General features: G+C 65.9%; 19 protein-coding genes and 1 pseudogene. 10 read left to right on the top strand and 10 right to left on the bottom strand.

Going from position 1 to position 21915, the window contains the following annotated elements; all coding sequences use genetic code 11:
- Nucleotides 1–145: pseudogene (locus AC1DD3_RS19165) on the top strand (inositol-3-phosphate synthase); the annotation flags it as partial.
- Between the two features lie 193 nt (nt 146–338).
- Here the strand turns inward: AC1DD3_RS19165 and mshA are convergent.
- From mshA to AC1DD3_RS19135, 6 genes are all read right to left on the bottom strand, one after another.
- Nucleotides 339–1595, bottom strand: coding sequence for a D-inositol-3-phosphate glycosyltransferase (mshA, locus tag AC1DD3_RS19160; RefSeq protein ID WP_476882291.1), 1257 nt, complete (start codon nt 1593–1595; stop codon nt 339–341).
- Nucleotides 1596–1692: 97 nt separating this feature from the next.
- Nucleotides 1693–2313, bottom strand: a complete 621-nt coding sequence (locus tag AC1DD3_RS19155; protein ID WP_230118480.1) for an MBL fold metallo-hydrolase — start codon at nt 2311–2313, stop codon at nt 1693–1695.
- Nucleotides 2310–3452: an S-(hydroxymethyl)mycothiol dehydrogenase gene (locus tag AC1DD3_RS19150; RefSeq protein ID WP_230118478.1), complete on the bottom strand. Its 1143-nt coding sequence runs from the start codon at nt 3450–3452 to the stop codon at nt 2310–2312. The genes AC1DD3_RS19155 and AC1DD3_RS19150 overlap by 4 nt, the downstream gene beginning before the upstream one ends.
- Nucleotides 3453–3867: 415 nt before the next feature.
- Nucleotides 3868–4140: a MoaD/ThiS family protein gene (locus AC1DD3_RS19145; protein WP_290369749.1), complete on the bottom strand. Its 273-nt coding sequence runs from the start codon at nt 4138–4140 to the stop codon at nt 3868–3870.
- 1 nt (nt 4141) lies between these two features.
- Complete coding sequence (gene moaA / locus AC1DD3_RS19140; RefSeq protein WP_476882290.1) at nt 4142–5269, bottom strand: GTP 3',8-cyclase MoaA; 1128 nt, start codon at nt 5267–5269, stop codon at nt 4142–4144.
- Between the two features lie 161 nt (nt 5270–5430).
- Nucleotides 5431–7329, bottom strand: coding sequence for a BCCT family transporter (locus AC1DD3_RS19135; protein ID WP_476882289.1), 1899 nt, complete (start codon nt 7327–7329; stop codon nt 5431–5433).
- 342 nt (nt 7330–7671) lie between these two features.
- On the opposite strand from AC1DD3_RS19135, the gene AC1DD3_RS19130 reads away from it, so the two are divergent.
- Nucleotides 7672–7929, top strand: a complete 258-nt coding sequence (locus tag AC1DD3_RS19130) for an FAD-dependent oxidoreductase (RefSeq protein ID WP_290369747.1) — start codon at nt 7672–7674, stop codon at nt 7927–7929.
- Between the two features lie 23 nt (nt 7930–7952).
- Here the strand turns inward: AC1DD3_RS19130 and AC1DD3_RS19125 are convergent, their stop codons facing one another.
- From AC1DD3_RS19125 to AC1DD3_RS19115, 3 genes are all read right to left on the bottom strand, one after another.
- Nucleotides 7953–8768 carry an IclR family transcriptional regulator gene (locus AC1DD3_RS19125; RefSeq protein ID WP_230118475.1) on the bottom strand — a complete coding sequence of 272 codons (816 nt, stop codon included), beginning with the start codon at nt 8766–8768 and terminating at the stop codon, nt 7953–7955.
- A gap of 136 nt (nt 8769–8904) precedes the next feature.
- Entirely contained in the window at nt 8905–9477 is a 573-nt protein-coding gene (locus AC1DD3_RS19120; protein WP_230118472.1) for a GNAT family N-acetyltransferase, read from the bottom strand.
- A gap of 50 nt (nt 9478–9527) precedes the next feature.
- Nucleotides 9528–10856 (bottom strand): helix-turn-helix transcriptional regulator, encoded by a 1329-nt coding sequence (locus AC1DD3_RS19115; protein ID WP_476882288.1) that lies wholly within the window; start codon nt 10854–10856, stop codon nt 9528–9530.
- A 131-nt stretch (nt 10857–10987) separates the two neighbouring features.
- On the opposite strand from AC1DD3_RS19115, the gene hxlB reads away from it, so the two are divergent.
- Together hxlB and hxlA are read left to right on the top strand one after the other, a co-directional pair.
- Nucleotides 10988–11605: a 6-phospho-3-hexuloisomerase gene (hxlB, locus tag AC1DD3_RS19110; RefSeq protein ID WP_230118470.1), complete on the top strand. Its 618-nt coding sequence runs from the start codon at nt 10988–10990 to the stop codon at nt 11603–11605.
- A 54-nt stretch (nt 11606–11659) separates the two neighbouring features.
- Complete coding sequence (hxlA, locus tag AC1DD3_RS19105; protein WP_476882287.1) at nt 11660–12283, top strand: 3-hexulose-6-phosphate synthase; 624 nt, start codon at nt 11660–11662, stop codon at nt 12281–12283.
- An 830-nt stretch (nt 12284–13113) separates the two neighbouring features.
- Here hxlA and AC1DD3_RS19100 read toward each other — a convergent pair.
- Entirely contained in the window at nt 13114–13785 is a 672-nt protein-coding gene (locus AC1DD3_RS19100) for a GntR family transcriptional regulator (RefSeq protein ID WP_230118468.1), read from the bottom strand.
- A 175-nt stretch (nt 13786–13960) separates the two neighbouring features.
- Here AC1DD3_RS19100 and glyA point away from each other — a divergent pair, with 175 nt between their 5' ends.
- From glyA to AC1DD3_RS19070, 6 genes are read left to right on the top strand one after another with little or no spacing between them, the layout of a single operon-like run.
- Complete coding sequence (gene glyA / locus AC1DD3_RS19095) at nt 13961–15316, top strand: serine hydroxymethyltransferase (protein WP_290369746.1); 1356 nt, start codon at nt 13961–13963, stop codon at nt 15314–15316.
- Nucleotides 15313–16533, top strand: a complete 1221-nt coding sequence (locus AC1DD3_RS19090; RefSeq protein WP_230118467.1) for a sarcosine oxidase subunit beta family protein — start codon at nt 15313–15315, stop codon at nt 16531–16533. Before glyA ends, AC1DD3_RS19090 begins: the two co-directional genes overlap by 4 nt.
- A gap of 27 nt (nt 16534–16560) precedes the next feature.
- Complete coding sequence (locus tag AC1DD3_RS19085) at nt 16561–16968, top strand: sarcosine oxidase subunit delta (protein ID WP_476882286.1); 408 nt, start codon at nt 16561–16563, stop codon at nt 16966–16968.
- Nucleotides 16965–19913 (top strand): sarcosine oxidase subunit alpha family protein, encoded by a 2949-nt coding sequence (locus AC1DD3_RS19080; RefSeq protein WP_476882285.1) that lies wholly within the window; start codon nt 16965–16967, stop codon nt 19911–19913. Before AC1DD3_RS19085 ends, AC1DD3_RS19080 begins: the two co-directional genes overlap by 4 nt.
- Nucleotides 19906–20541: a sarcosine oxidase subunit gamma gene (locus tag AC1DD3_RS19075; protein ID WP_476882284.1), complete on the top strand. Its 636-nt coding sequence runs from the start codon at nt 19906–19908 to the stop codon at nt 20539–20541. Before AC1DD3_RS19080 ends, AC1DD3_RS19075 begins: the two co-directional genes overlap by 8 nt.
- On the top strand, nt 20541–21914 hold the full coding sequence (locus AC1DD3_RS19070) for an L-serine ammonia-lyase (protein ID WP_230118462.1): 1374 nt from the start codon (nt 20541–20543) through the stop codon (nt 21912–21914). The genes AC1DD3_RS19075 and AC1DD3_RS19070 overlap by 1 nt, the downstream gene beginning before the upstream one ends.
- The last annotated feature ends 1 nt before the right edge of the window (nt 21915 follow it).

Genomic DNA, 21915 nt, shown 5'->3' with positions numbered 1-21915 from the left:
CGCCAAGATCGGCCTGGACCGCGGTATCGGCGGGCCGCTCCTGTCGGCTTCGAGCTACTTCATGAAGTCCCCGCCGGAGCAGTTCAATGACGACCTCGCCCGTGAAAAGGTCGAGGCCTTCATCCGCGGCGACCTCGAGCGCTAAACCCCGGACCCTCCATCAGTTCCTGCAGGTCTTGACCCGACGCTCCCTCAGATCCTGCGGGCTTCATCCGGACGCTCCATCAGCTTTTGCAGGTTTCCACGCGACGCTCCCTCACTTTCGGTGGGGGAGCGTCGGTGCTTAGGCGGGATGCGGACCAGCAGAGGAAGCAACTGCCGGCGGCGAGCTGCGGAGGTTACCCCGCCAAGGCTTGGAGCCGGGCAGGGCGTTGTTCCGCGGCGGCGTGGTAGCTTTCCAGCGTGATGGCGGCGGTCCGCTGCCAGCCGGAGTTTTCGGCGCGGATGGAGGCGGCGCGGCCAATGTGGTCGCGGGTGGCGGGGTCGTCGTAGAGGGCTTCCAGCGCGTCGGCCCAGTCGGCGGCGCGGTGGCCGTCCACCAGCAGCCCGGTCCGTTCGTGGCTGACGGCGCGGGTCAGCCCGCCAACGCGGGTGGCGACCACGGGGGTGCCGCAGGCCTGCGCTTCGAGGGCGACGAGGCCGAAGGATTCGCTGTAAGAGGGCATGACGACGACGTCGGCGGCGCGGTACCAGGCGGCCAGTTCGGACGCGCCGACCGGCGGGTGGTGGGTGACGACGTCGTCCAGTCCGGCGGCGCTGACGAGGGATTTGAGGTTGAAGTCCTTGGCGCCGCTGAGCTCGCCGAGGACGGTGAGTTTCAGGTCGATGTCTGGGCGGCGCTGGCGGAGCAGGGCGGCGGCCTTGAGCAGGATCTGCGGGCCTTTGAGCCGCTGGATCCGGCCGGCGAAGAGCAGGTGGAACGTGCCCGGCCCGATGCCGTGGGCGGTGCGGGAGCGGGCGCGGAACGCCGGCGTGAAGACGGACAGGTCGACGCCGGGGGGTGCGACGTCGATGTGGTCGAAGTCGGCTCCGTAGTGGGAGACGAGTTCGGCGGCTTCGGCGGTGGTGTTGGCAATCAGCCGGGTGGCGCCGTCCACGATCCGGTGTTCGCCGTCCTCCCGGCGGCGGGGTTCGGGTTCCTCGCCGGACTGCAGCAGGAGGTTTTTGACCTTGGCCATGGTGTGCATGGTGTGCACCAGCGGCACGTTCCACAGTGCGGAAAGTTCCAGGCCGGCGCTACCGGAGACCCAGTAGTGGGAGTGGATGAGGTCGTAGCGGCCGTGGGGCTGCCGGGCGCGGATGCGTTCGATTTCGGCGACCATGGCGTGCAGCAGTTCGGGGAGTTCCTCTTTGGGGAGTTTGCGGGGCGGACCGGCCAGGACGTTGTGGACGCAGACGCCGGGATCGGGGTGTTCGACGGCGGGCTGGCCGGCGGCGGTGGACCGAGTGAAGATTTCCACTTCGATGCCGGATTCGGCCAGGGCCGAGGCGAGGCCCCGGACGTAGACGTTCATGCCGCCGGCGTCCCCGGAACCGGGCTGTTCCATGGGGGAGGTGTGCAGCGACAGGAAAGCCACGCGCTTGATCAGGGACATGTCCCTCCTTTCTGCTTTGCGAAGTACCGCTTTATGAAGTGGTACACGAACGGCCCCCATCTACAGGACGGGGGCCGTTCGGCTGTTTTGCCCAGTCTTACTGGGATACCTTGGCGAGGTTTTCGCGTTCGGCGGCGATGGTGGTGCTGTCGCCGTGGCCGGTCCGGACCACCGTTTCCGCGGGGAGGGTGAGGAGCCGTTCGCGTATGGAGGTCAGGATGGTCGGGTAGTCGCTGTAGGAGCGGCCGGTGGCACCGGGGCCGCCGTTGAACAGGGTGTCCCCGGTGAACACCGTTCCCTCCTGTTCGAGGAGGAAGCAAGTGGAGCCCGGCGAGTGGCCGGGCGTGTGGATCGCCTTCAGGGTGGCCCCGCCCACGGTAAATTCGTCCCCATCGCTGATGCTGCGGTCGGGGGTGGTGCCGGGGTAGACCTGTTCCCAGAGGACTTGGTCCTCCGGGTTCAGCCAGATGGGTGCGGCGACGGCGCCGGCGACGTCGCGGGCGGCGCCGATGTGGTCGTTGTGCGCGTGCGTGAGCAGGATGGCCAGGACCTTCCGGCCACGCACCTGGCTGATGATCGCAGCGGCGTCGTGCGGGGAATCAATGATCACGCACTCGTTCTCGTTGCCCACGATCCAGACGTTGTTGTCCACGTCCCATGTCCCGCCGTCGAGCGAGAAGGTCCCCGAGGTGACCAGGTTTTCGATCGTGACACTCATGCGGAGGCACCTGCCGTCTGGATGCCTTCGACAGTCTGGATGTCCTGGGCGGGCTGGATTTCGACGACGGAGCGCAGGACCTTGCCTTCGTGCATTTTGTCGAAGGCATCCTCGACCTGGTCGATGGTGATGCGTTCGGAGACGAACGCGTCCAGGTCCAGGTTGCCCTGCTTGTAATGGGAGACGAGCATGGGGAAGTCGCGAGAGGGCAGGCAGTCCCCGTACCAGGAGGACTTCAGCGACCCGCCCCGGCCAAAGACATCCAGCAGCGGCAACTCCAGCTGCATGTCCGGCGTCGGGACGCCGACAAGGACCACTCTGCCGGCCAGGTCCCGGGCGTAGAACGCCTGCTTATAGGTTTCGGGGCGTCCGACGGCCTCGATCACGACGTCGGCCCCGTTCCCGCCGGTCAGCGCCCGGATCGCCTCCACTGGGTCGGAGGTGCGGGAGTGCACGCCATGGGTCGCGCCCAGGGATCTGGCCATCTCGATCTTGTTCTCATCGATGTCCACCGCGATGATCGTGGTGGCCCCGGCCAGCTTCGCGCCGGCGATCGCGGCAATGCCCACGCCGCCGCAGCCGATCACGGCCACCGATTCGCCGCGCTTGACCTCCCCGGTGTTGATCGCCGCCCCGATGCCGGCCATCACCCCGCAGCCCAGCAAACCCACCGCGGCCGGGTCGACGTCCTCATCGACCTTGGTGCACTGCCCGGCAGCGACCAGTGTCTTCTCCGCGAACGCCCCGATCCCCAGGGCCGGGGACAGTTCGGTTCCGTCCTCCAGCGTCATCTTCTGGGTGGCGTTGGCGGTGTTGAAACAATACTGCGGCTGGCCCTTCGAACACGCCCGGCACTGCCCGCACACCGCACGCCAGTTCAGGATCACCCGGTCACCCGGGGCCACCTCGGTCACACCTTCACCCACGGCGGAGACCACGCCGGTGGCCTCGTGGCCCAGCAGGTACGGGAACTCGTCCCCAATGCCGCCCAGCTTGTAATGCAGGTCCGTGTGGCACACCCCGCACGTTAGGACATCCACCAGGGCCTCCCCTGGCCCCGGATCCGGGACCAGGATCGTTTCCACCGACACCGGAGCGTTCTTCTCCCTGACAACAACTGCCTTCACTTTATGAACCATGATCTGGGTGTTCCTTTCGAGTGTTCTGCGGCTGGCACAGTTGACACATCGCTTTTTCGCAGGCGCCTGGCGCTGTCTATGCGGGGGAGCGGGTGGTGGCCGGAGGTCTTCTGATTCGGCGTCAGCGGCTTTTTGGGAGCGACTGATTTACCTGATATTTGTGAGTTATATAACTAATATATAAGTGATCGTATGCGCCCGAACTTGGCTGCGTCAACGTGCTCGAGGCAATCGGGAAAGCCGGACGCAGCCGTCAGTCGGTCTCGGGGCCGGAACAGAAAAAGCAGCCGTGGTAGTCGCAGTCATCAACGGAGGAAGCTTCATCTGATTCCGTTTCAACCTTTGCCACTGTGGACGCCGATGGTGCCATGTGAGTGCCTTTCCTAGTTTGGGACGCGCTCGTAGACGCGGAGAGTTAGCCGCCCGCAAAGGGCGGGAGAACGTCAAGGACGTCCTCCGAATTCAGGGCTGTTGACCGGTCGCGGACAGCCACTTCGTTACGGAGGAAGCTGCTCCTGGACAGAACCCCGTCAAGTTGCGGAGCGCCGGCAGTGGGCTGCGGGCGGTCTGCCGCAAGTATGGCGGACAGGAGTTCGTCCAGCGTTGACCCCGGCGCGAGGTCGAAGTGTTCCTCCGCCATGCCGGCCGCCGCTGCCGCAGCGGCAAAGTAACGGACCAGTACTGCCAAATTAGCCTCCTATGGCGCTCATAGTTCGGTCCGGCTGGACAAAGTCTTGCGCCCCCAAGCCTGTGTGTTCCATGCCGTGGGCTTTGGGCTTGATCCACATGGCGTCCTCCCACCGCCGCACAAGCTCGTCCTCGGGTGCACCTTCCCGCAGGAGGCCCAGGAGGTCGAACTCCTGGCGCGAGAAGAGGCAGCTCATGATCGTGCCCTCGGCCGTGATGCGGGTCCGCCGGCAGTCCGAGCAGAACGGCTCCGTGACGGAGGCGATGATTCCCACCGTGCCCAGCACCGGACCGGCGGGTCCGCCGGTGGCCGGGTCCCGACGTCGGACGCGGAAGCGTTCGGCGGGCGCGCCGTCACGATCCCCGGGATCGGAAGCCAGCACGAACACTGTTCCCAGGATTTTCCGGATTTCCGTTGCTGTGATCATGTCGCGCCGGGACCAGCCATGGTCGGCGTCCAGCGGCATTTGCTCGATAAACCTCAGCTCATGACCGAATTCAAGGGCCCAAGCCAGCAGCGCTGGTGCTTCGGCGTCGTTGATGCCGCGCATGAGTACGGCATTGATCTTGATTGGGCCGAGGCCGGCGGACGAGGCTGCCTGGACCCCGGCCAGCACCCTGCCCAGGTAAGGGCGCCGGGTAATTTTGGTGAAGGTCTCTTGGTGCAGGGAGTCCAGGGAGATATTGACCCGTGTGAGGCCGGCGTCCCTCAGCAACTCGGCTTTCTTGTCCAGTCCCAGACCATTGGTTGTCATGGAGATCGGAAGGTCAGGGTGGCGGCAGCGGAGCGCGCTGACAATGTCCACGAGGTCCCCGCGGACCAGAGGTTCGCCGCCCGTCAGGCGCAGCTCCCTGACTCCGAGCCGATCGACGCCGATCCCCACGATCCGCACGATCTCTTCGGCGGTCATGACCGCCGGCTTGGGAAGCCATTCCAGGCCTTCCGCAGGCATACAGTACGTGCATCGGAGATTGCACTTGTCCGTCACGGACAGTCTCATGTCGGTGGCCCGGCGGCCAAAACGGTCGAACAGTCCCGAAGGCTGCCCTTGCGGCCGCCGCGGCGGGATCTTCATCCGGTTGTAGGGGGCCTCTTGGCGCAACACCGGCAAGCCAAGTTGAACGGTCATCAGTGGTGGCTTCGAGCTGATGACCGGGTGGTTACCGCGGCGACTGTGCCGATTGTTGCGGACATTGCGCTTTCCCTTTCTGGGTCCGACGTTCTTGCAGGGGCGCGTCAGTGCGGCCGGATCCCGATCCGAGGTGGTACCGGGATCCGGCCGCGTTGTACTTAGCGCCGCTTGTCCCCGGCAGGATCAAGCTCACTCTTGGAGCACCGTTCATCACATTCATGCTTGGTCACCAGATCGAACTGGACGCCGCCATGCTGTTCGACTCCACTGCGGATGGAGCGCTCGACGACGGATGTGACCAGCCGCCTGCGCAGTGACAGCGGGTCCCTGCGCAGATCCCTTGTCAGGGCAAAACACATCAGGAACATCACAAGCACGAAGGGCAGCGCTGAGACGATGGTGATCCGTTGCAGTCCGGCAAGCGCCTCGGCAGGCTTGTCGCCGCCGGCAAGGAGCATCACAGCTGCGACGGCGCCGGTGAGGGCACCCCAGAAGATAACGACTCCCCGGCGTGGCTCTTCAGCGCCGTCGGAGCTCAGTGAACCCATCACGATGGAGGCCGCGTCGGCACCCGTGACGAAGAAGATCGCCACCAGGACCATCGCCAGGATAGAGACCGCGGCGGCAATGGCGTTGGGCAAGGGCAGATGGTGGAGCAGATCGAACAGAGCACCATCGAAGGAAATCGTGGGAGTTCCGTCGACGATCTTGGCCAGGCCATCGCCGGTGTCCGGTGTGGCATCAGCTGTGGACTGGATATGGATGGCGGCGCCGCCGAAGATGCCGAACCAGATCACGCTGACGACGCTGGGGACCAGCAGGACACCAGTGACGAACTGGCGGATGGTGCGGCCGCGGCTGATGCGGGCGATGAACAGGCCCACGAAGGGAGTCCAGGAGACCCACCAGGCCCAGTAGAAGATGGTCCAGCCGGACATCCATGTGCGCAGGGCATCGTCGCCGACGGCCTCGGTCCGGGAGGCCATCTCGGCCAGGTCCCGGGCATAGTCGCCGACGGCCGCCGGGATCAGGTTCAGGATGAAAAGCGTTGGCCCGGCCACGAAGACGATGACCGCAAGGAGTGCGGCCAGGACCATGTTGATGTTGGACAGCCACTGGATTCCGCGGCTGATGCCGGAGACTGCCGAGGCCACGAAGCAGGCTGTGAGAATGGCAACGATCACCACGAGCACGGGGGTGGCAAGGTGGCCGCCGATCCAGCCGTTGGACGCCATGCCGCTGCCGATCTGCAGCGCTCCGAGTCCGAGCGATGCTGCCGTTCCGAAGAGTGTGGCGAAGATGGCCAGCATGTTGATGAGCTTGCCGATGGGACCTTCCACCCTGCGGATGCCGAACAGGGACGTGAAGACGGAGGAAATGAGTTGCTTGCGGCCGAGGCGGTAGGACCCGTAGGCCATGGCAACGCCCACCACCGCGTACATGGCCCACGGGTGCAGGGTCCAGTGGAAGATCGAAGTTGCCATTGCCGTTTGGACCGCCGCGGGAGTCTGGCCGTCAACGGTGCCCGGTGGCGGGGAGATGTAGTGGTACAGCGGCTCGGCCACGCCGTAGAACATGAGCCCGATGCCCATGCCTGCCGCGAACATCATCGAGACCCACGAGACCATGGAGTACTCGGGCTTTTCCGCGTCTTTCCCCAGCGGAATGTTCCCGAAGCGGCTGACCGCCAGCCACAGCACATAGACCACGAATAGGGACGAGAGGGAAACGAACATCCAGCCGGTGTTTTCCATGACCCAGTCAAGGACCACCTGGGAAGTGGCGGCCAGGTTCTCCCTGCCGGCAAATCCCCAGATGACAAAGGCCAGTGTGAGCAGTCCGGCGACGCCGAAGACTACCTTGTCGATGCCTCCCTTCCGGAACAGCTGGCTGCTGCGCCGCGCTTCTTCGTGTTCTGATTCGGTTTCCCGCAGGGCCTGAAGGATTTGCAGGTCTTCCTGGGGAGGTTCAGGCTCTCGTTCCAACGCCGGGTCCACCCCGGAGTCCCGACTGTCTTCGCTGCTTTCATCGATAGTGACGTCACTATTGATTGTCATGAGGTTCCTTAATTGAATAAGTGGGACGGCGGCCGTGGCCGCCGGCGGTTAGCCCGGCGGCAGGTCCGGCTCGTCCTCGGATTCGATTGTCGCCGTCGACAATCTTGATTTCGTGAATGCGGACCAGCAGTTCCGCCGGGGGAGGGGCGACGGATCCTCTGCTCGTTTAGTTCCGCAGTAATCAACACGCATCGTCTTCAGCAACAGAGTGCGCTAGCTCACACGCAATTGTCAAGGAATTCCTTGGCCTGGCGTCATCCTTGACAGTCGACATGTCACACATCACGCTGTTGCTTATCGCGGTTGCTGTTGCGCATAAAGCAGTTAGGAAGCGAGTGGGTTATGCAGACACTTGCGATCGTGGGCGCCTCACTGGCCGGCCTTTCGGCGGTCAGGGCAGCCCGTGCTCAGGGCTTCTCCGGACGGTTGGTCACCCTTGGCGATGAGCATCACCGCCCCTATGACAGGCCGCCCCTGTCCAAGGAATTCCTCCTCGGCACCATCACGGCCGAAGATCTGTTTCTCGAGACGGACGACCACGGACTGAACGCTGAGTGGCTTCTTGGCGGCGGCGCTAGCGGTGCAGGCGCTGCTGGATAGCGATGCTCAACCACCGGTCCGGGTCATCGGCGCGTGTAGCCCATGTTGGCACTGATCCGCAGGCCAGCCTGCCCGAGGCCCTCGACGAGGCCCGGCGTTTTCTCCGGATCGAAGCGGAATGCGGGGCCGGAGATGCTGACCGCGCCGATCACCGTCCCCAAGTGGTTGTAGACCGGAACCGCCATGGAGTTCAGACCGATTTCAAACTCTTCCCTGACCACCGCATGGCCGTGGTGGGCGACGTCCAGAAGTTGCTTTTCAAGCTTGTCGCGGCTGGTGATGGTCCGCGGGGTGCGGGCCGGCAGTCCGGTCTCAGTCAGGATCCTTTCCCGTTCTTCCACCGGCAGTGCCGCCAGCAGAACTTTCCCGCTCGATGTCGCGTGCAAGGGGGTCAGGCTCCCCACCCAGTCATAGGTAGCCAGAGTTGACGGTCCCATGGCCTGGTCCACGTTCACCGCGTAATTGGACCGGAGCACGGCAAGGTTCACCGTCTCCTTGAACTCCTCGGCCAGGCTTTCGAGCACAGGGCGTGCCTCGCGGACCAGGCTCAGCCGGCCGGGAATGGAACTGGCCAGGCGCAGGATGCCAAAGCCCAGCTGATACTTGCCCCGTTCGCTGTTCTGGTGGACCATCTCCCTGCCCACCAGGGAGCCGAGCAGCCTGGAGGCAGTGGACTTGTGAATGCCCATTTCCTCGGCGATCTCACTCACGCCAGCATGGCCTTCGCGGGCCAGGATCTCCAGGACAACGAGGGCCCTGTCTACAGACTGGACACCGCCATGCTGGCCGCCCTCGCCCTCGCTGTCGGCATCGGATTCAGGGTCATTGTTCGAAGCCATGATCCATACTCTCAAAGTAGTGTCGGCGGTCTGCTTTCCAGGGAGACCGCGGGGACAGGCCTCTCGGCCAATCCCCCGTTTTGATCCTATGCCGGGAAGTGTGACGAAGCCGACATTGCGTTGAGGCGGTTAACGCTCAGCGCAGGTCAAGGCGCATAAGCACCCGCGGGAAGCCATTGAGGACGGAGCCGGTGTCGGCGGCCTTGGTGAAACCTGCATCCTCGAAGAGTTTGCGTGTACCGACATAGGCCATGGTGAGGTCCACCTTCCTGCCCTGGTTGTCCACCGGATAGCCCTCGATGGCGGGCGCGCCGAACGAGCGTGCGAATTCGACGGCACCCTGCAGCAGCACATGGGAAATTCCCCACCCGCGGTACCCCGGGCGCACCCGGATACACCACACGGCCCACACGTCGAGGTCGTCCACGTGAGGGATCCGGCGGTTGCGTGCGAAGCTGGTGTCGGCGCGCGGATGGACACCGGCCCATCCAACTGCCTCCCCGCCGTCGTACGCCAGCACCCCGGGCGGCGGGTCCTGCGCCACCAGTTCCTGCACGAGCTCCCCGCGGGCAGTGCCCCGCAGCTCAACGTTTTGCTTTGACGGAATGCGGTAGCTCAGGCACCAGCACACGGTTGCGTCGGGCCGCTTGGGCCCCACCACCGCTTTCACGTCCTCGAACTGCGTCGCCGGACGGACCTCGATCGCCATGCGGCCACCTTGCCACCGCTCTCGGGTGGAGGCAAGCGCGGAAAGACGACTTAGCGCAGGCCGTTGCTGTGCGCCAAGGCGATCGCTTCAGTGCGCGAAGTGGCGCCGAGCTTGCGGTAGATGTTGCGGAGGTGGAACTTCACGGTGTTTTCGCTGACGTGCAGCTTGGCCGCGATCGCCCGGTTCCGTTGCCCGGCGGCCAGCAGCTGCAGGACCTCCAGCTCCCGGTCACCCAGGTTCCAGGCGGCGACGTCGGGCAGTTTGCGGCCGGGCGGGTCCAGCGGAAGGGTGACAGCGACGTCGGCACCCCAGCCCTGCATCAGGTCGATCGTCATCTGGCCGTCCAGGACCTCCACCCGTTGCGTCAGGCGGGCGATGCTGGGAGCCTCTGCGGAGAGGCTACCCAGGCCGTCATCGCGGACGTTGATGAGCAGGTTCTCGCCGTCGCAATCCCACTGGGTACGGATGCGGCGCACATCCGGCTGTTCAACCATGGCGAGCACGAGGCCACGGACGATGGCCCGGGCGGCATGCGCCACTTCCCCGGGAAGGGCGCGGCCGTTGACTGGGGGCTCGATGAACTGGACGTCGATGCCGCTGAAATGCATCAGCGGGCGGAGATCTTCGCGGAGGCGCTGGAAGGCCGTGGCAACAGGTTCTTCGACCTGTTCCGTGGTGCGGTCATTGAGCGTCCGCAGTTCCACCAGGGCCTTGGCGGCGACATCTGTGGCGGACTTCCGGGCTGCACCGTCCGCGAGGGCGGGGGAGCGCAGGGCGGCAAGCAATGTCTCCAGCGTGGTTGAGTGCCGGTCAACCAGTTCCGCCGTCACCCTGACCCGTTCGGCGGACGCCGCACGGGACTCGATAAGGTACGACGGCGGTGCATCCGCCACCTTTTCGCGGATACGCTCGGCCGCGAGATCCCACAGGTAACGGACCAGCCACGGCACCGTAAGCTCCTGCCCGGGAAGCCCCGCACCGCTTTCTCCTGTGGCGGACTGGGGATCGGTCAGAACCAGCAACGCGTTTGTGGGCGACGGCAGGGCAAGGATGGGACGTTCCCGGCCCCCGATCGGTGCCCGGCCCTGCCAAGTTTCGCCCCCGTCCAGCGACGCTCTGACGGCATCCAGTTCGGCGATGGAGACCTGGCTGATGACGGACTCGTCACCGGACTTTTTCTGTGGCCGGCCTGTGCAGTCTTCCGTAAAGATCACGAGGGCACTGCTCCGCAGGTACGGGAGGGTGGCCCGGTGGAGTTTCTGCGCGATCTGGGCCAGCGGCGCCGAGGACAGGGACGCGATCGCCTCAAGCAGGGGTTTCACGCCTTCGGACGTCTCAGGCGTTGGGGGAGGGGTGGCGGCTTCGGTAGTGACTGGCACCCGTCCATTGTATAGAAATCCGCGGCGCCGCCTATCCCTTTGGGTGGGAAAGACCGTCCGATCATGCCGTAGTGCCCGCCCGTTTAGCAATCGAAGATGGAAGGGCAAGAACGTCCCGAAGGAGATAACCCATGAGTGTCATGACGGGCACCGATCCCGCCACGCTGGCAGGAACGTCCACCGCAGTTCCGGCAGCATCGGTCACCAGGAACCAGCTCCTGGTCCTGGACGAGATCCAGCGGACAGCTGCCCGCGTGGATCCGGAGCAGGTTGCCGCCCTGGCATCTGAGATCCGGCGCGGCCAGCGGATCTTCGTCACCGGCGCCGGGCGAAGCGGCCTCGTCCTGAAGATGGCGGCCATGCGGCTCATGCACCTGGGACTGACAGTGCACGTGGTGGGCGAGACCACAGCACCCGCCGTCCGCTCCGGAGACGTGCTGCTCGCCGCCTCCGGTTCCGGCACCACATCGAGCGTCGTCAAGGCAGCACAGACCGCTGCCGCCCAGGGCGCGCGGGTGGCTGTCTACACCACGAACCCGGGTTCCCCACTCGCGGAGGCGGCCTCCGCCGTCGTCGTAATCCCGGGGGTGCAGAAGACGGACCACGGATCAGCAGTCTCGCGCCAGTACTCCGGCAGCCTGTTCGAGCAGGTGCTGTTCACCACGACGGAAGCGGTGTTCCAGAGTCTTTGGGATGAAGACGCCGCTGCTCCGGAAGACCTCTGGCTGCGCCACGCAAACCTCGAGTAACCCCCGAAACGCCAACAAACCACCTGAACCACTCAACAAACCAAGGAAGAACACATGAAACTGCAAGTCGCCATCGACCTCCTCACCACCGAAGCCGCCCTCGAACTGGCCGGCAAGGTTGCCGAACACGTGGACATCATCGAACTCGGCACGCCCTTGGTGAAGAGCGAAGGGCTTTCCGCCGTTACCGCCATCAAGAACGCCCACCCGGACAAGATCGTCTTCGCGGACCTGAAGACCATGGACGCCGGAGAACTCGAAGCCGACATCGCCTTCAAGGCCGGCGCTGACCTGATCACCGTGCTCGGCGCCGCCGACGACTCCACCATTGCCGGTGCCGTCAAGGCAGCCAAGGCCCACAACAAGGGCGTCGTCGTCGACCTGATCGGCGTGGCGGACAAGGTCACCCGTGCCAAGGAAGTCCGCGCGCTGGGTGCGAAATTCGTAGAGATGCACGCCGGCCTGGATGAGCAGGCCAGGCCCGGCTACAACCTGAACGTGCTGCTGAGCGCCGGGGAGGAAGCACGCGTGCCGTTCTCCGTGGCCGGCGGAGTGAACCTCTCCACCATCGAGGCCGTCCAGCGGGCGGGCGCCGACGTGGCCGTCGCCGGCGGTGCCATCTACAGCGCCGCGGACCCCGAGCTGGCCGCGAAGGAACTGCGCGCAGCGATCATCTAGCAGGAGCTTCCGGGAAACCCCGACGGCGGTCCGCACCTCTTCGGTGCCGGCCGCCGTTCTGGTGTTGGCCGAGGTTCTGGTGCCGACTGCCGGCCTCCGGGTGCCGTTCCTTCCCGGGCGGCGCCGTGGCACACTGTATGAACTATCGAATGGCTGGGGGATCCAAGTCAGGAGATTGTCATGCGCAGTCTGATCCAACCCTGCACTTCAGGCCTTCGGCTGGCGGTGAGCAACTCATGATGATCGGCTGGGCGTACCTCGCAGCGGCAATCATGACCGTGGACTCGCTGTTGCTGGGATTGCTGCTGATGAACGTGAAATGGCCGAAACGCCGGAAGTGATCCGGTGAGAGCTAGGTCCCGGAATCCTGATCAGCTGCATGGACTCCTCCAGGTGCGCGGACGGACTGCATGAAGGCGACCGGCGAGGTTGGGGAAAGCCTCCGCTGTTGTTCAGTTCCGACGCTGAGGGACATGGATGCCGACGGCGACAGTTACGTGGCCGCCGACCCCCGGCGCATCGTCGGTTGCACTCACAGCTTCCTGACAGTTTCCGAACAGCGGTGCCATATCCCGCTGCCGCATCTTTGTATGAGGGGGCTGAACCTGACGCCGCCCTTAGCCACAAGCCGTTTCGCGCGGCGGATCGAGGAGACACCACATGTCACGAACCAAAAGAATCACGCTCGGCGTTGCGGCCGGAGCCCTGGCACTGTTTGCCGGACGCTCTCTCACTTCCTGCCGCGTCAGCTGAAACGCTCTCTCACTCGTGAGAGAGCGTTTCGGTTTTTATGGTGGTAAGTGAGAGAGCGTCTGGGGGGGTGATGCTGCCTAGAGGACCTTGCGGATGGTCTCCTCGAAGCTCGTGACGTGGTGCAAAGCGAGTTCACCGGCCTTGTCCGCGTCCCCTTCGGCCACCGCATTGAGGAGCTCCACGTGCTCGGTGATGTGGCCGCTCACTGAGGGGACCTTGTCCAGGACCAGGCACCAGATGCGGGTTGCCAGGTTGTCGTAGCGGATCAGGGTGTCTTCGAGGTGCGGGTTCGCGGCCGCCTTGTAGATCAGGCGGTGCACCGTGAGGTCGTACTTCATAAGCTCACGGGATTCTGCAGGGCTCGGATCCAGTTCCGCGATTGTTGTGGCCACGCGCAGTAATTCGCGGCGCATCGCGGCGTTTGCCCTCTTCGCGGCGCGGCGGGCCGCCAGCGGCTCCAGCAGTTCCCGAATTTCCGAGACGTCGGCCAACTCCGTGAAGTCCACAGTGGTGGCAAATGTTCCCCGCCGCGGATAGGACACCACAAGGTGGTCCACCTCCAGCCGCTTGATCGCCTCGCGCACGGGCGTGCGGCCGAAGCCGAGCTCCGCGGCCAACTGCCCGTCGTTGATGGGTTCGCCGGGCCGGATTTCAAGCATGATCAGCTTGTCGCGCAACTGCCGGTACGCTGCCTCGGCCTGGGACAGTACTTCGTCCTCGGCGGACGGCAAAGCGGGAAGTGCATTCACGGCGCGGCTCCGTTCCTCGGTGCTGGGGTCCTCTTACCTACTGCGGCCCGAGATTCAAATGGAAGCTCAGTGCCACTTTGCTTCCGGCTATTGACTCTCTTGTGATCTCAATCATACCATTGTCATCACACTGATATATCAGTTATAGACGAAATGGTATTTCAAAGGAGCATCCGTGGTTGAGCAGTTGAATGAGCGACTTTCCGCAGTCGATCCAGAGGTCGAGCAGGCCGTTGCCCGCGAGCTGGTCCGCCAGCAGTCCACCCTCGAGATGATCGCCTCGGAGAACTTTGCTCCGGCGGCCGTCATGGAGGCGCAGGGCTCGGTCCTGACCAACAAGTACGCCGAGGGCTACCCCGGGAAGCGCTACTACGGCGGCTGCGAGCACGTTGACGTGATCGAGCAGCTCGCCATTGACCGGGTCAAGGCCCTGTTCGGTGCCGAGTTCGCCAACGTCCAGCCGCACTCGGGCGCCCAGGCCAATGCCGCGGCAATGTTCGCCCTGCTGAACCCGGGCGACACCATCATGGGTCTGGATCTTGCACACGGCGGCCACCTCACCCACGGCATGCGCATCAACTTCTCCGGCAAGCTCTATAACGTGGTCCCCTACCACGTGCGCGAATCCGACTTCCGCGTGGACATGGCCGAAGTCGAAGCCCTGGCCCTGCAGCACCGCCCGCGGCTCATCGTCGCAGGTTGGTCGGCCTACTCCCGCCAGCTCGACTTCGCCGAGTTCCGCCGGATCGCTGACCTGGTGGACGCGTACCTGATGGTGGACATGGCGCACTTCGCCGGCCTCGTGGCGGCAGGGCTGCACCCGAACCCGGTGCCGTACGCCGACGTCGTCACCACCACTACGCACAAGACCCTGGGCGGCCCGCGCGGCGGAGTCATCCTCGCCAAGGAGGAGTACGCCCGCAAGATCAACAGCGCCGTGTTCCCCGGCCAGCAGGGCGGCCCGCTGGAGCACGTCATCGCCGCCAAGGCAGTGGCCTTCAAGCTGGCCGCAACCCCCGAATTCAAGGAACGCCAGGAACGCGTCCTCGAGGGAGCCAAGCTGCTGGCAGCCCGGCTCCTCCAGGAGGACGTCGCCGCCGCCGGCATCTCGGTGGTCAACGGCGGCACCGATGTCCACTTGGTCCTCGTGGACCTGCGCAACTCGGAACTGGACGGCCAGCAGGCCGAAGACGCCCTGCACCGGATCGGCATCACTGTCAACCGCAACGCCGTCCCGTTCGACCCCCGCCCGCCGATGGTCTCCTCCGGTCTCCGGATCGGAACGCCTGCACTGGCCACCCGGGGCTTCGGCGCAGCGGAATTCACCGAAGTGGCGGACATCATCGCCACGGCGCTCATCGCCGCGGCGACCGGCGGCGAAACCGCCGGCGGACCGCTCAGCGAGGACACCGCCGTCGAACTCGGCGCCCGGGTCACGGCGCTCGCCGACCAGTTTCCCCTCTACCCGCATCTGAACGACGGCACCGAGATTGCCGACTTCGAGGCAGACATGATTGGAGCAGCCCAGTGAGCACGCAGCAGCTTCCGGAACACCCGGACTTCCTCTGGCGCAACCCGGAGCCCAAGTCCTCCTACGACGCAGTAATCGTGGGCGGCGGCGGGCACGGGCTGGCCACCGCATACTTCCTGGCCAAGAACCACGGCATGACCAACATCGCCGTCCTGGAAAAGGGCTGGCTCGCCGGCGGCAACATGGCCCGGAACACCACCATCATCCGTTCCAACTACCTCTGGGACGAGAGCGCGGCCATCTACGAGCACGCCCTGAAGCTCTGGGAAATCCTGCCGGAGGAGCTCGAATACGACTTCCTGTTCAGCCAGCGCGGGGTCATGAACCTCGCCCACACGTTGGGTGACGTCCGCGAGAGCATCCGGCGCGTGGGCGCGAACAAGCTCAACGGCGTGGACGCCGAATGGCTGGAGCCGGACCAGGTCAAGGAACTGTGCCCCATCCTGAACATCAGCGACAACATCCGCTACCCCGTCATGGGCGCCACCTACCAGCCGCGCGCGGGCATCGCCAAGCACGACCACGTGGCCTGGGCCTTCGCCCGCAAATGCGACGAACTGGGCGTGGACATCATCCAGAACTGTGAGGTCACCGGCTTCCTCAAGGACGGCAACCGTGTAGTGGGCGTCAAGACCAACCGCGGCACCATCAACACCGAAAAGGTGGGCCTGTGCGCGGCCGGACACAGCTCGGTCCTGGCGGAAATGGCCGGTTTCCGGCTCCCCATCCAGTCGCACCCGCTGCAGGCGCTGGTGTCCGAACTGCACGAACCGGTTCACCCCACGGTGGTCATGTCCAACCACGTGCACGTCTACGTCTCCCAGGCCCACAAGGGTGAACTGGTGATGGGCGCCGGCGTCGACTCCTACAACGGCTACGGCCAGCGCGGATCCTTCCACGTGATCGAGCACCAGATGGCCGCCGCCGTCGAACTGTTCCCCATCTTTGCCCGGGCGCATGTGCTCCGGACCTGGGGCGGGATTGTGGACACCACGCTGGACGCCTCGCCGATCGTGGGCACCACACCGGTGGAGAACATGTTCGTCAACTGCGGCTGGGGAACCGGCGGGTTCAAGGGAACGCCCGCTGCCGGACTCACGTTCGCACACACCATCGCCACGGGCGCACCGCACAAGCTGAACAGGCCGTTTGCGCTGGAACGCTTTGAAACCGGAGCCCTGATCGACGAACACGGCGCAGCCGCCGTCGCCCACTAGCCGCCGTCCACTAGAAAGAAGACGCACATGCTGCTTATCTCATGCCCCAACTGCGGCTCGCGCGACGAGACCGAGTTCCACTACGGCGGCCAGGCCCACGTGCCCTACCCGGAAAACCCGAACGAGCTGAACGACCGCGAATGGGCCGAGTTCCTGTTCTACCGCGACAACACCAAGGGCACCTTCGCCGAGCGCTGGCTTCACAGCACCGGCTGCCGCCAGTGGTTCAACATGCTCCGCGACACCGTCACCTACGACATCCACGCCGTCTACCCGATGGGCACGCCACGGCCGGCGACGGCGGTTCCCGCCGCTGCTGAAGTCGGCACCGCCAGCGTCGCCGCGGGCAGCACCACCATCGGGAACGCCGCACCCAGCACCTCTGCAACCAGCATCATCTCCAGCAGCACCGCCCCGGAAGGAGCAACCAAGTGACTTCCCAGAACGCCCGCCTCGCCGCCGGCGGACGCATCGACCGCAGCATCTCCTGGCGTTTCACAGTGGACGGCGAGGAATTCACCGGCCACCCCGGCGACACGCTCGCCTCGGCCTTGCTCGCGAACGGCCGGATCACGGTCGGCAACTCGCTCTACGAGGACCGGCCCCGCGGCATCCTGGCAGCCGGCGTGGAGGAACCCAACGCCCTGGTCCGGATCGAACCGCGCTTCCCCGGCCACGTGGCCGAATCCATGCTCCCCGCCACCACCGTCACCCTGGTGGACGGCCTGAAGGCAGGCCTGCTGAACGGTCTGGGCCGGCTGGACCCGGAGGACGACCGCGCCGAGTACGACAAGAAATACGTCCACACGGACATCCTGGTGATCGGCGGCGGCCCCGCCGGCCTGGCCGCGGCCCGCGAAGCCGTGCGCACCGGCGCCCGCGTGATGCTGCTGGACGACCAGCCCGAACTGGGCGGCACGCTTCTCTCCGGATCCACGGCCCCCGGCCTGGCCGAGACCATCGAGGGCAAGCCCGCCCTCGAATGGGTGGCGGACGTCGAAGCCGAGCTCGTCTCCGGAGCCGAATGCACCGTCCTGAACCGCACCACGGCCTTCGGCGCCTACGACGCCAACTACGTCATCGCCGTCCAGAACCGCACCGACCACCTGTCCAGCCCGGCCGCCCCCGGTGTCTCCCGGCAGCGTATTTGGCACATCCGTGCTAATCAGGTCGTCCTTGCTCCCGGCGCCCACGAACGGCCGCTGGTGTTCGAGAACAACGACCGCCCCGGCATCATGCTCTCCTCGGCCGTGCGCAGCTACCTCAACCGCTACGCCGTCGCCGCCGGGCAGCGCGCGGTCATCAGTACTACCAACGACAGCGCCTACTCCCTGGCCGCGGACCTGCGGGCCGCCGGCGTCAAGGTGGCCGCCGTCGTCGACGCCCGTCCCCGCCTCACCCCGGTGGCCGCCGCCGCCGTCGAAGCCGGCACCCGTGTGCTGATCGGCAGCGCTGTGGCCGACACCGCCGCCGCAGAGGACGGCGACGGCCGGCTGACGGGGGTCACCGTCCGCAGCATTAACGACGACGGCGAACTCACCTCCGGCATCGAGGAGATCGCCTGCGACCTGCTGGCAGTCTCCGGCGGCTGGAGCCCGCTGGTTCACCTCCACTCGCAGCGGCAGGGCAAGCTGCGCTGGGACGAGGACCTGGCGGCCTTCGTGCCGAGCAGCATGGTCCCGAACCAGCAGATTGTCGGCTCAGGCCGCGGCAGCTTCGAACTCGCGGACTGCCTCGCCGAGGGCATCTCGGCCGGAGCGTCGGCGGCGATCGCCGCCGGCTTTGGTTCCGCCGTCGAGCCTTCCGTTATCAGTGAGCCGAAAGCGTCCGGCCCCACCCGCCAGCTGTGGCTGGTCCCCGGGCAGACCGGCACGCCGGATGACTGGCACCACCACTTCGTCGACTTTCAGCGCGACCAGTCCGTGGCCGACGTTCTCCGCTCCACCGGGGCCGGCATGCGCTCCGTGGAGCACATCAAGCGCTACACCTCCATCAGCACCGCCAACGACCAGGGCAAGACCTCCGGCGTCAACGCGATCGGCGTCATCGCCGCCGCCCTCCGGCAGGCCGGCGAAGCGTCCCGGGGCATCGGCGACATCGGAACCACCACCTACCGGGCGCCGTTCACCCCCGTGGCCTTCGCGGCACTGGCCGGACGCCAGCGCGGCGAACTGTTTGACCCCGCCCGCGTCACGTCGATCCACCCGTGGCACGTGGCACAGGGAGCATTGTTCGAGGACGTAGGGCAGTGGAAGCGGCCCTGGTACTACCCGCAGTCCGGCGAGGACATGGACACCGCCGTGCTGCGCGAATGCGCCGCCGTCCGCGAATCCGTGGGTTTCATGGACGCCACCACCCTCGGCAAGATCGAAATCCGGGGCAAGGACGCCGGTGAATTCCTCAACCGGATCTACACCAACGCGTTCAAGAAGCTCGCACCCGGCTCCGCCCGCTACGGCGTCATGTGCATGGCGGACGGCATGATTTTCGACGACGGCGTGACCCTCCGCCTCGACGAGGACCGGTTCTTCATGACCACCACCACCGGCGGCGCCGCGAAGGTGCTGGACTGGCTGGAGGAGTGGCTGCAGACCGAATGGCCCGAACTGGACGTGCACTGCACCTCGGTGACCGAACAGTGGTCCACCATCGCCGTCGTCGGGCCCAAGTCCCGGGCGGTGATCGCGAAGGTGGCCCCCGAACTCGCCGCGGGCGGCGGGCTGGAGGCTGAAGCCTTCCCGTTCATGACCTTCCGCGAAACCACCTTGGCCTCCGGCGTGAAGGCGCGGATCTGCCGGATCTCGTTCTCCGGTGAACTGGCCTATGAAATCAATGTGCCGTCCTGGTACGGGCTGAACACCTGGGAAGCCGTGGCCGCCGCAGGCGCCGAATTCGACATCACCCCGTACGGCACCGAAACGATGCACGTGCTCCGGGCCGAGAAGGGTTACCCGATCGTCGGGCAGGACACCGACGGCACGGTCACCCCGCAGGACGCCGGGATGGAATGGGTGGTCTCCAAGGCCAAGGACTTCATCGGCAAACGCTCCTACGCCCGGGCTGACGCACAGCGTGAGGACCGCAAGCACCTGGTCAGCGTCCTTCCCGTGGACGGGTCACTCCGGCTGCCGGAGGGCACCCAGCTGGTGGAGAAGGGCATCACCACGAACCCCGCCTACGGGCCCGTGCCCATGCAGGGCTTCGTGACCTCGAGCTACCACAGCGCCGCGCTCGGCAGGTCGTTCGCACTGGCACTGATCAAGAACGGCCGCAACCGCATCGGCGAGACCCTCGTGGCCGCCGCCGGCGACCAGCTGGTTGATGTCGTCGTCGCCGAAACCGTACTTTTTGACCCCGAAGGGACCCGTAAAGATGGCTAACACCGCAGCACTCACAGGCATCAATGGACTCCGGGAAATCCGCCGCAGCCCGGCCTCCCACCTGGCCCAGGCACTCGAAGCCGGCTCCGTGCCAGGGGCAGTCGTCCTCAAGGAGGGCCCGTTCCAGACCATGGCCGGCGTCCGCGTCGCCCCCAGCTCCGAGGAAGGCGCCAGGATCGCGTCCGTCGCCGGCGGCCTGCCGGCACGCTGCGGCGAGGTCACCGGCAGGGACGGCGTCAGCGTCCTGTGGCTCGGCCCGTCCGAATTCCTTGTGGTGGCCCCCGAAGAGGCCCACGACTCCCTGGGCGGGGACCTGATCGGCTCGCTCACCGCAGCCCTGGGCGATGCCCCGGGACAGGTGGTGGACTTGTCCGCCAACCGCACCACGTTCGAGCTCTCCGGCCCCCGGGCCCGCGCCGTGCTGGAGAAAGGCTGCGCCCTGGACCTGCACCCGCGGAGCTTCACGCCGGGAACGGCCCTGACCACGGAGGTGGGGAACATTCCGGTCACCCTCCTGAAGACCGGGGACGACAGCTTCCGGCTGTTCCCGCGGGCTTCGTTCGCGGACTTCCTGGGCCGCTGGCTCCTGGATGCCATGAGGGAGTTCGCTTCCCCCGAGGTGCCCTGATGGCGCTCAGCGCCCTGGACCTGTTCTCTGTTGGCATCGGGCCGTCGTCGTCGCACACGGTCGGCCCGATGCGGGCGGCGAAGCTGTTCGCCGAAGGACTCAAAGGTGATGGCCACCTGAGCTCCACCACAAGGGTCCAGGCCGAACTGTTCGGATCGCTCGGCGCCACCGGCCGGGGCCACGGCTCCGACAAGGCCGTGGTGCTGGGCCTCCAGGGCCTGGACCCGGAAACGGTGAACACCTCCACGGCCGACGACCAGGTGGCCGCGGCCGCCCTCGACGCCGAACTCCGGATCGGCGGGGACCACAGAGTGGACTTCAACTGGGACGAGGACGTGGTGCTGCACCGCCGCAAGTCCCTGCCCGCGCACCCCAACGGCATGACCTTCCGGGCGCTAAACCACGCCGGCGCCGTGCTCAGCGAACGGAGCTTCTACTCCATCGGCGGCGGCTTCGTGGTTGACGGCGCCGTTGGTCCCGGCGACAACGTGGTGGCCGACGACACCGTCCTCCCCTTCCCCTTCACCACGGCCGACGAACTCCTGGAGATCTGCCGCCGCGAAAGCATGTCCATCTCCGACGTCATGCTCGCCAACGAACTCGTGTGGCGCAGCGAAGCGGAGCTCCGGGAGAAGCTGCTGGCACTCTGGGCCGTCATGCGCGAATGCGTCGACAACGGCTGCACCGCGGAAGGAATCCTTCCCGGCGGTCTGAACGTAAGGCGCCGGGCGCCGTCGTTATTCAACACCCTGACCGCGGACACCGGCGTCACCGATCCGCTCCGGGCCATGGAATGGGTAAACCTCTTCGCCCTCGCCGTCAACGAGGAAAACGCCGCCGGCGGGCGGATCGTCACCGCCCCCACCAACGGCGCGGCCGGGATCGTGCCGGCGGTGCTGCACTACTACGTCAAGTTTGTTCCGGGAGCCGACGACGACGGTGTGGTCCGCTTCCTGCTGGCGGCGGCCGCCGTCGGGATTCTTTTCAAGATCAACGCCTCCATCTCCGGCGCTGAAGTGGGCTGCCAGGGCGAAGTGGGCTCGGCCTGCTCCATGGCGGCCGCCGGGCTGTGCGAGGTCCTCGGCGGCACCCCCGAACAGGTGGAAAACGCCGCCGAGGTGGGGATCGAACACAACCTTGGCCTGACCTGCGATCCAGTGGGCGGCCTGGTGCAGATCCCCTGCATCGAACGGAATGCGATCGCCAGCGTGAAGGCGATCAACGCCGCGCGGCTGGCGCTGCACGGCGACGGCAGCCACAAGGTGTCGCTGGATAAAGCCATCAAAACCATGCGTGAGACAGGAGCGGACATGAAAACCAAATACAAGGAGACCTCCCGCGGGGGCCTCGCCGTGAATGTGATCGAGTGCTGAG

This window comes from Arthrobacter sp. 05T444 (genome assembly GCF_056395905.1).
Note: the sequence above shows the minus strand (reverse complement) of the source record. Positions and strands in the feature narration are given on the sequence as shown.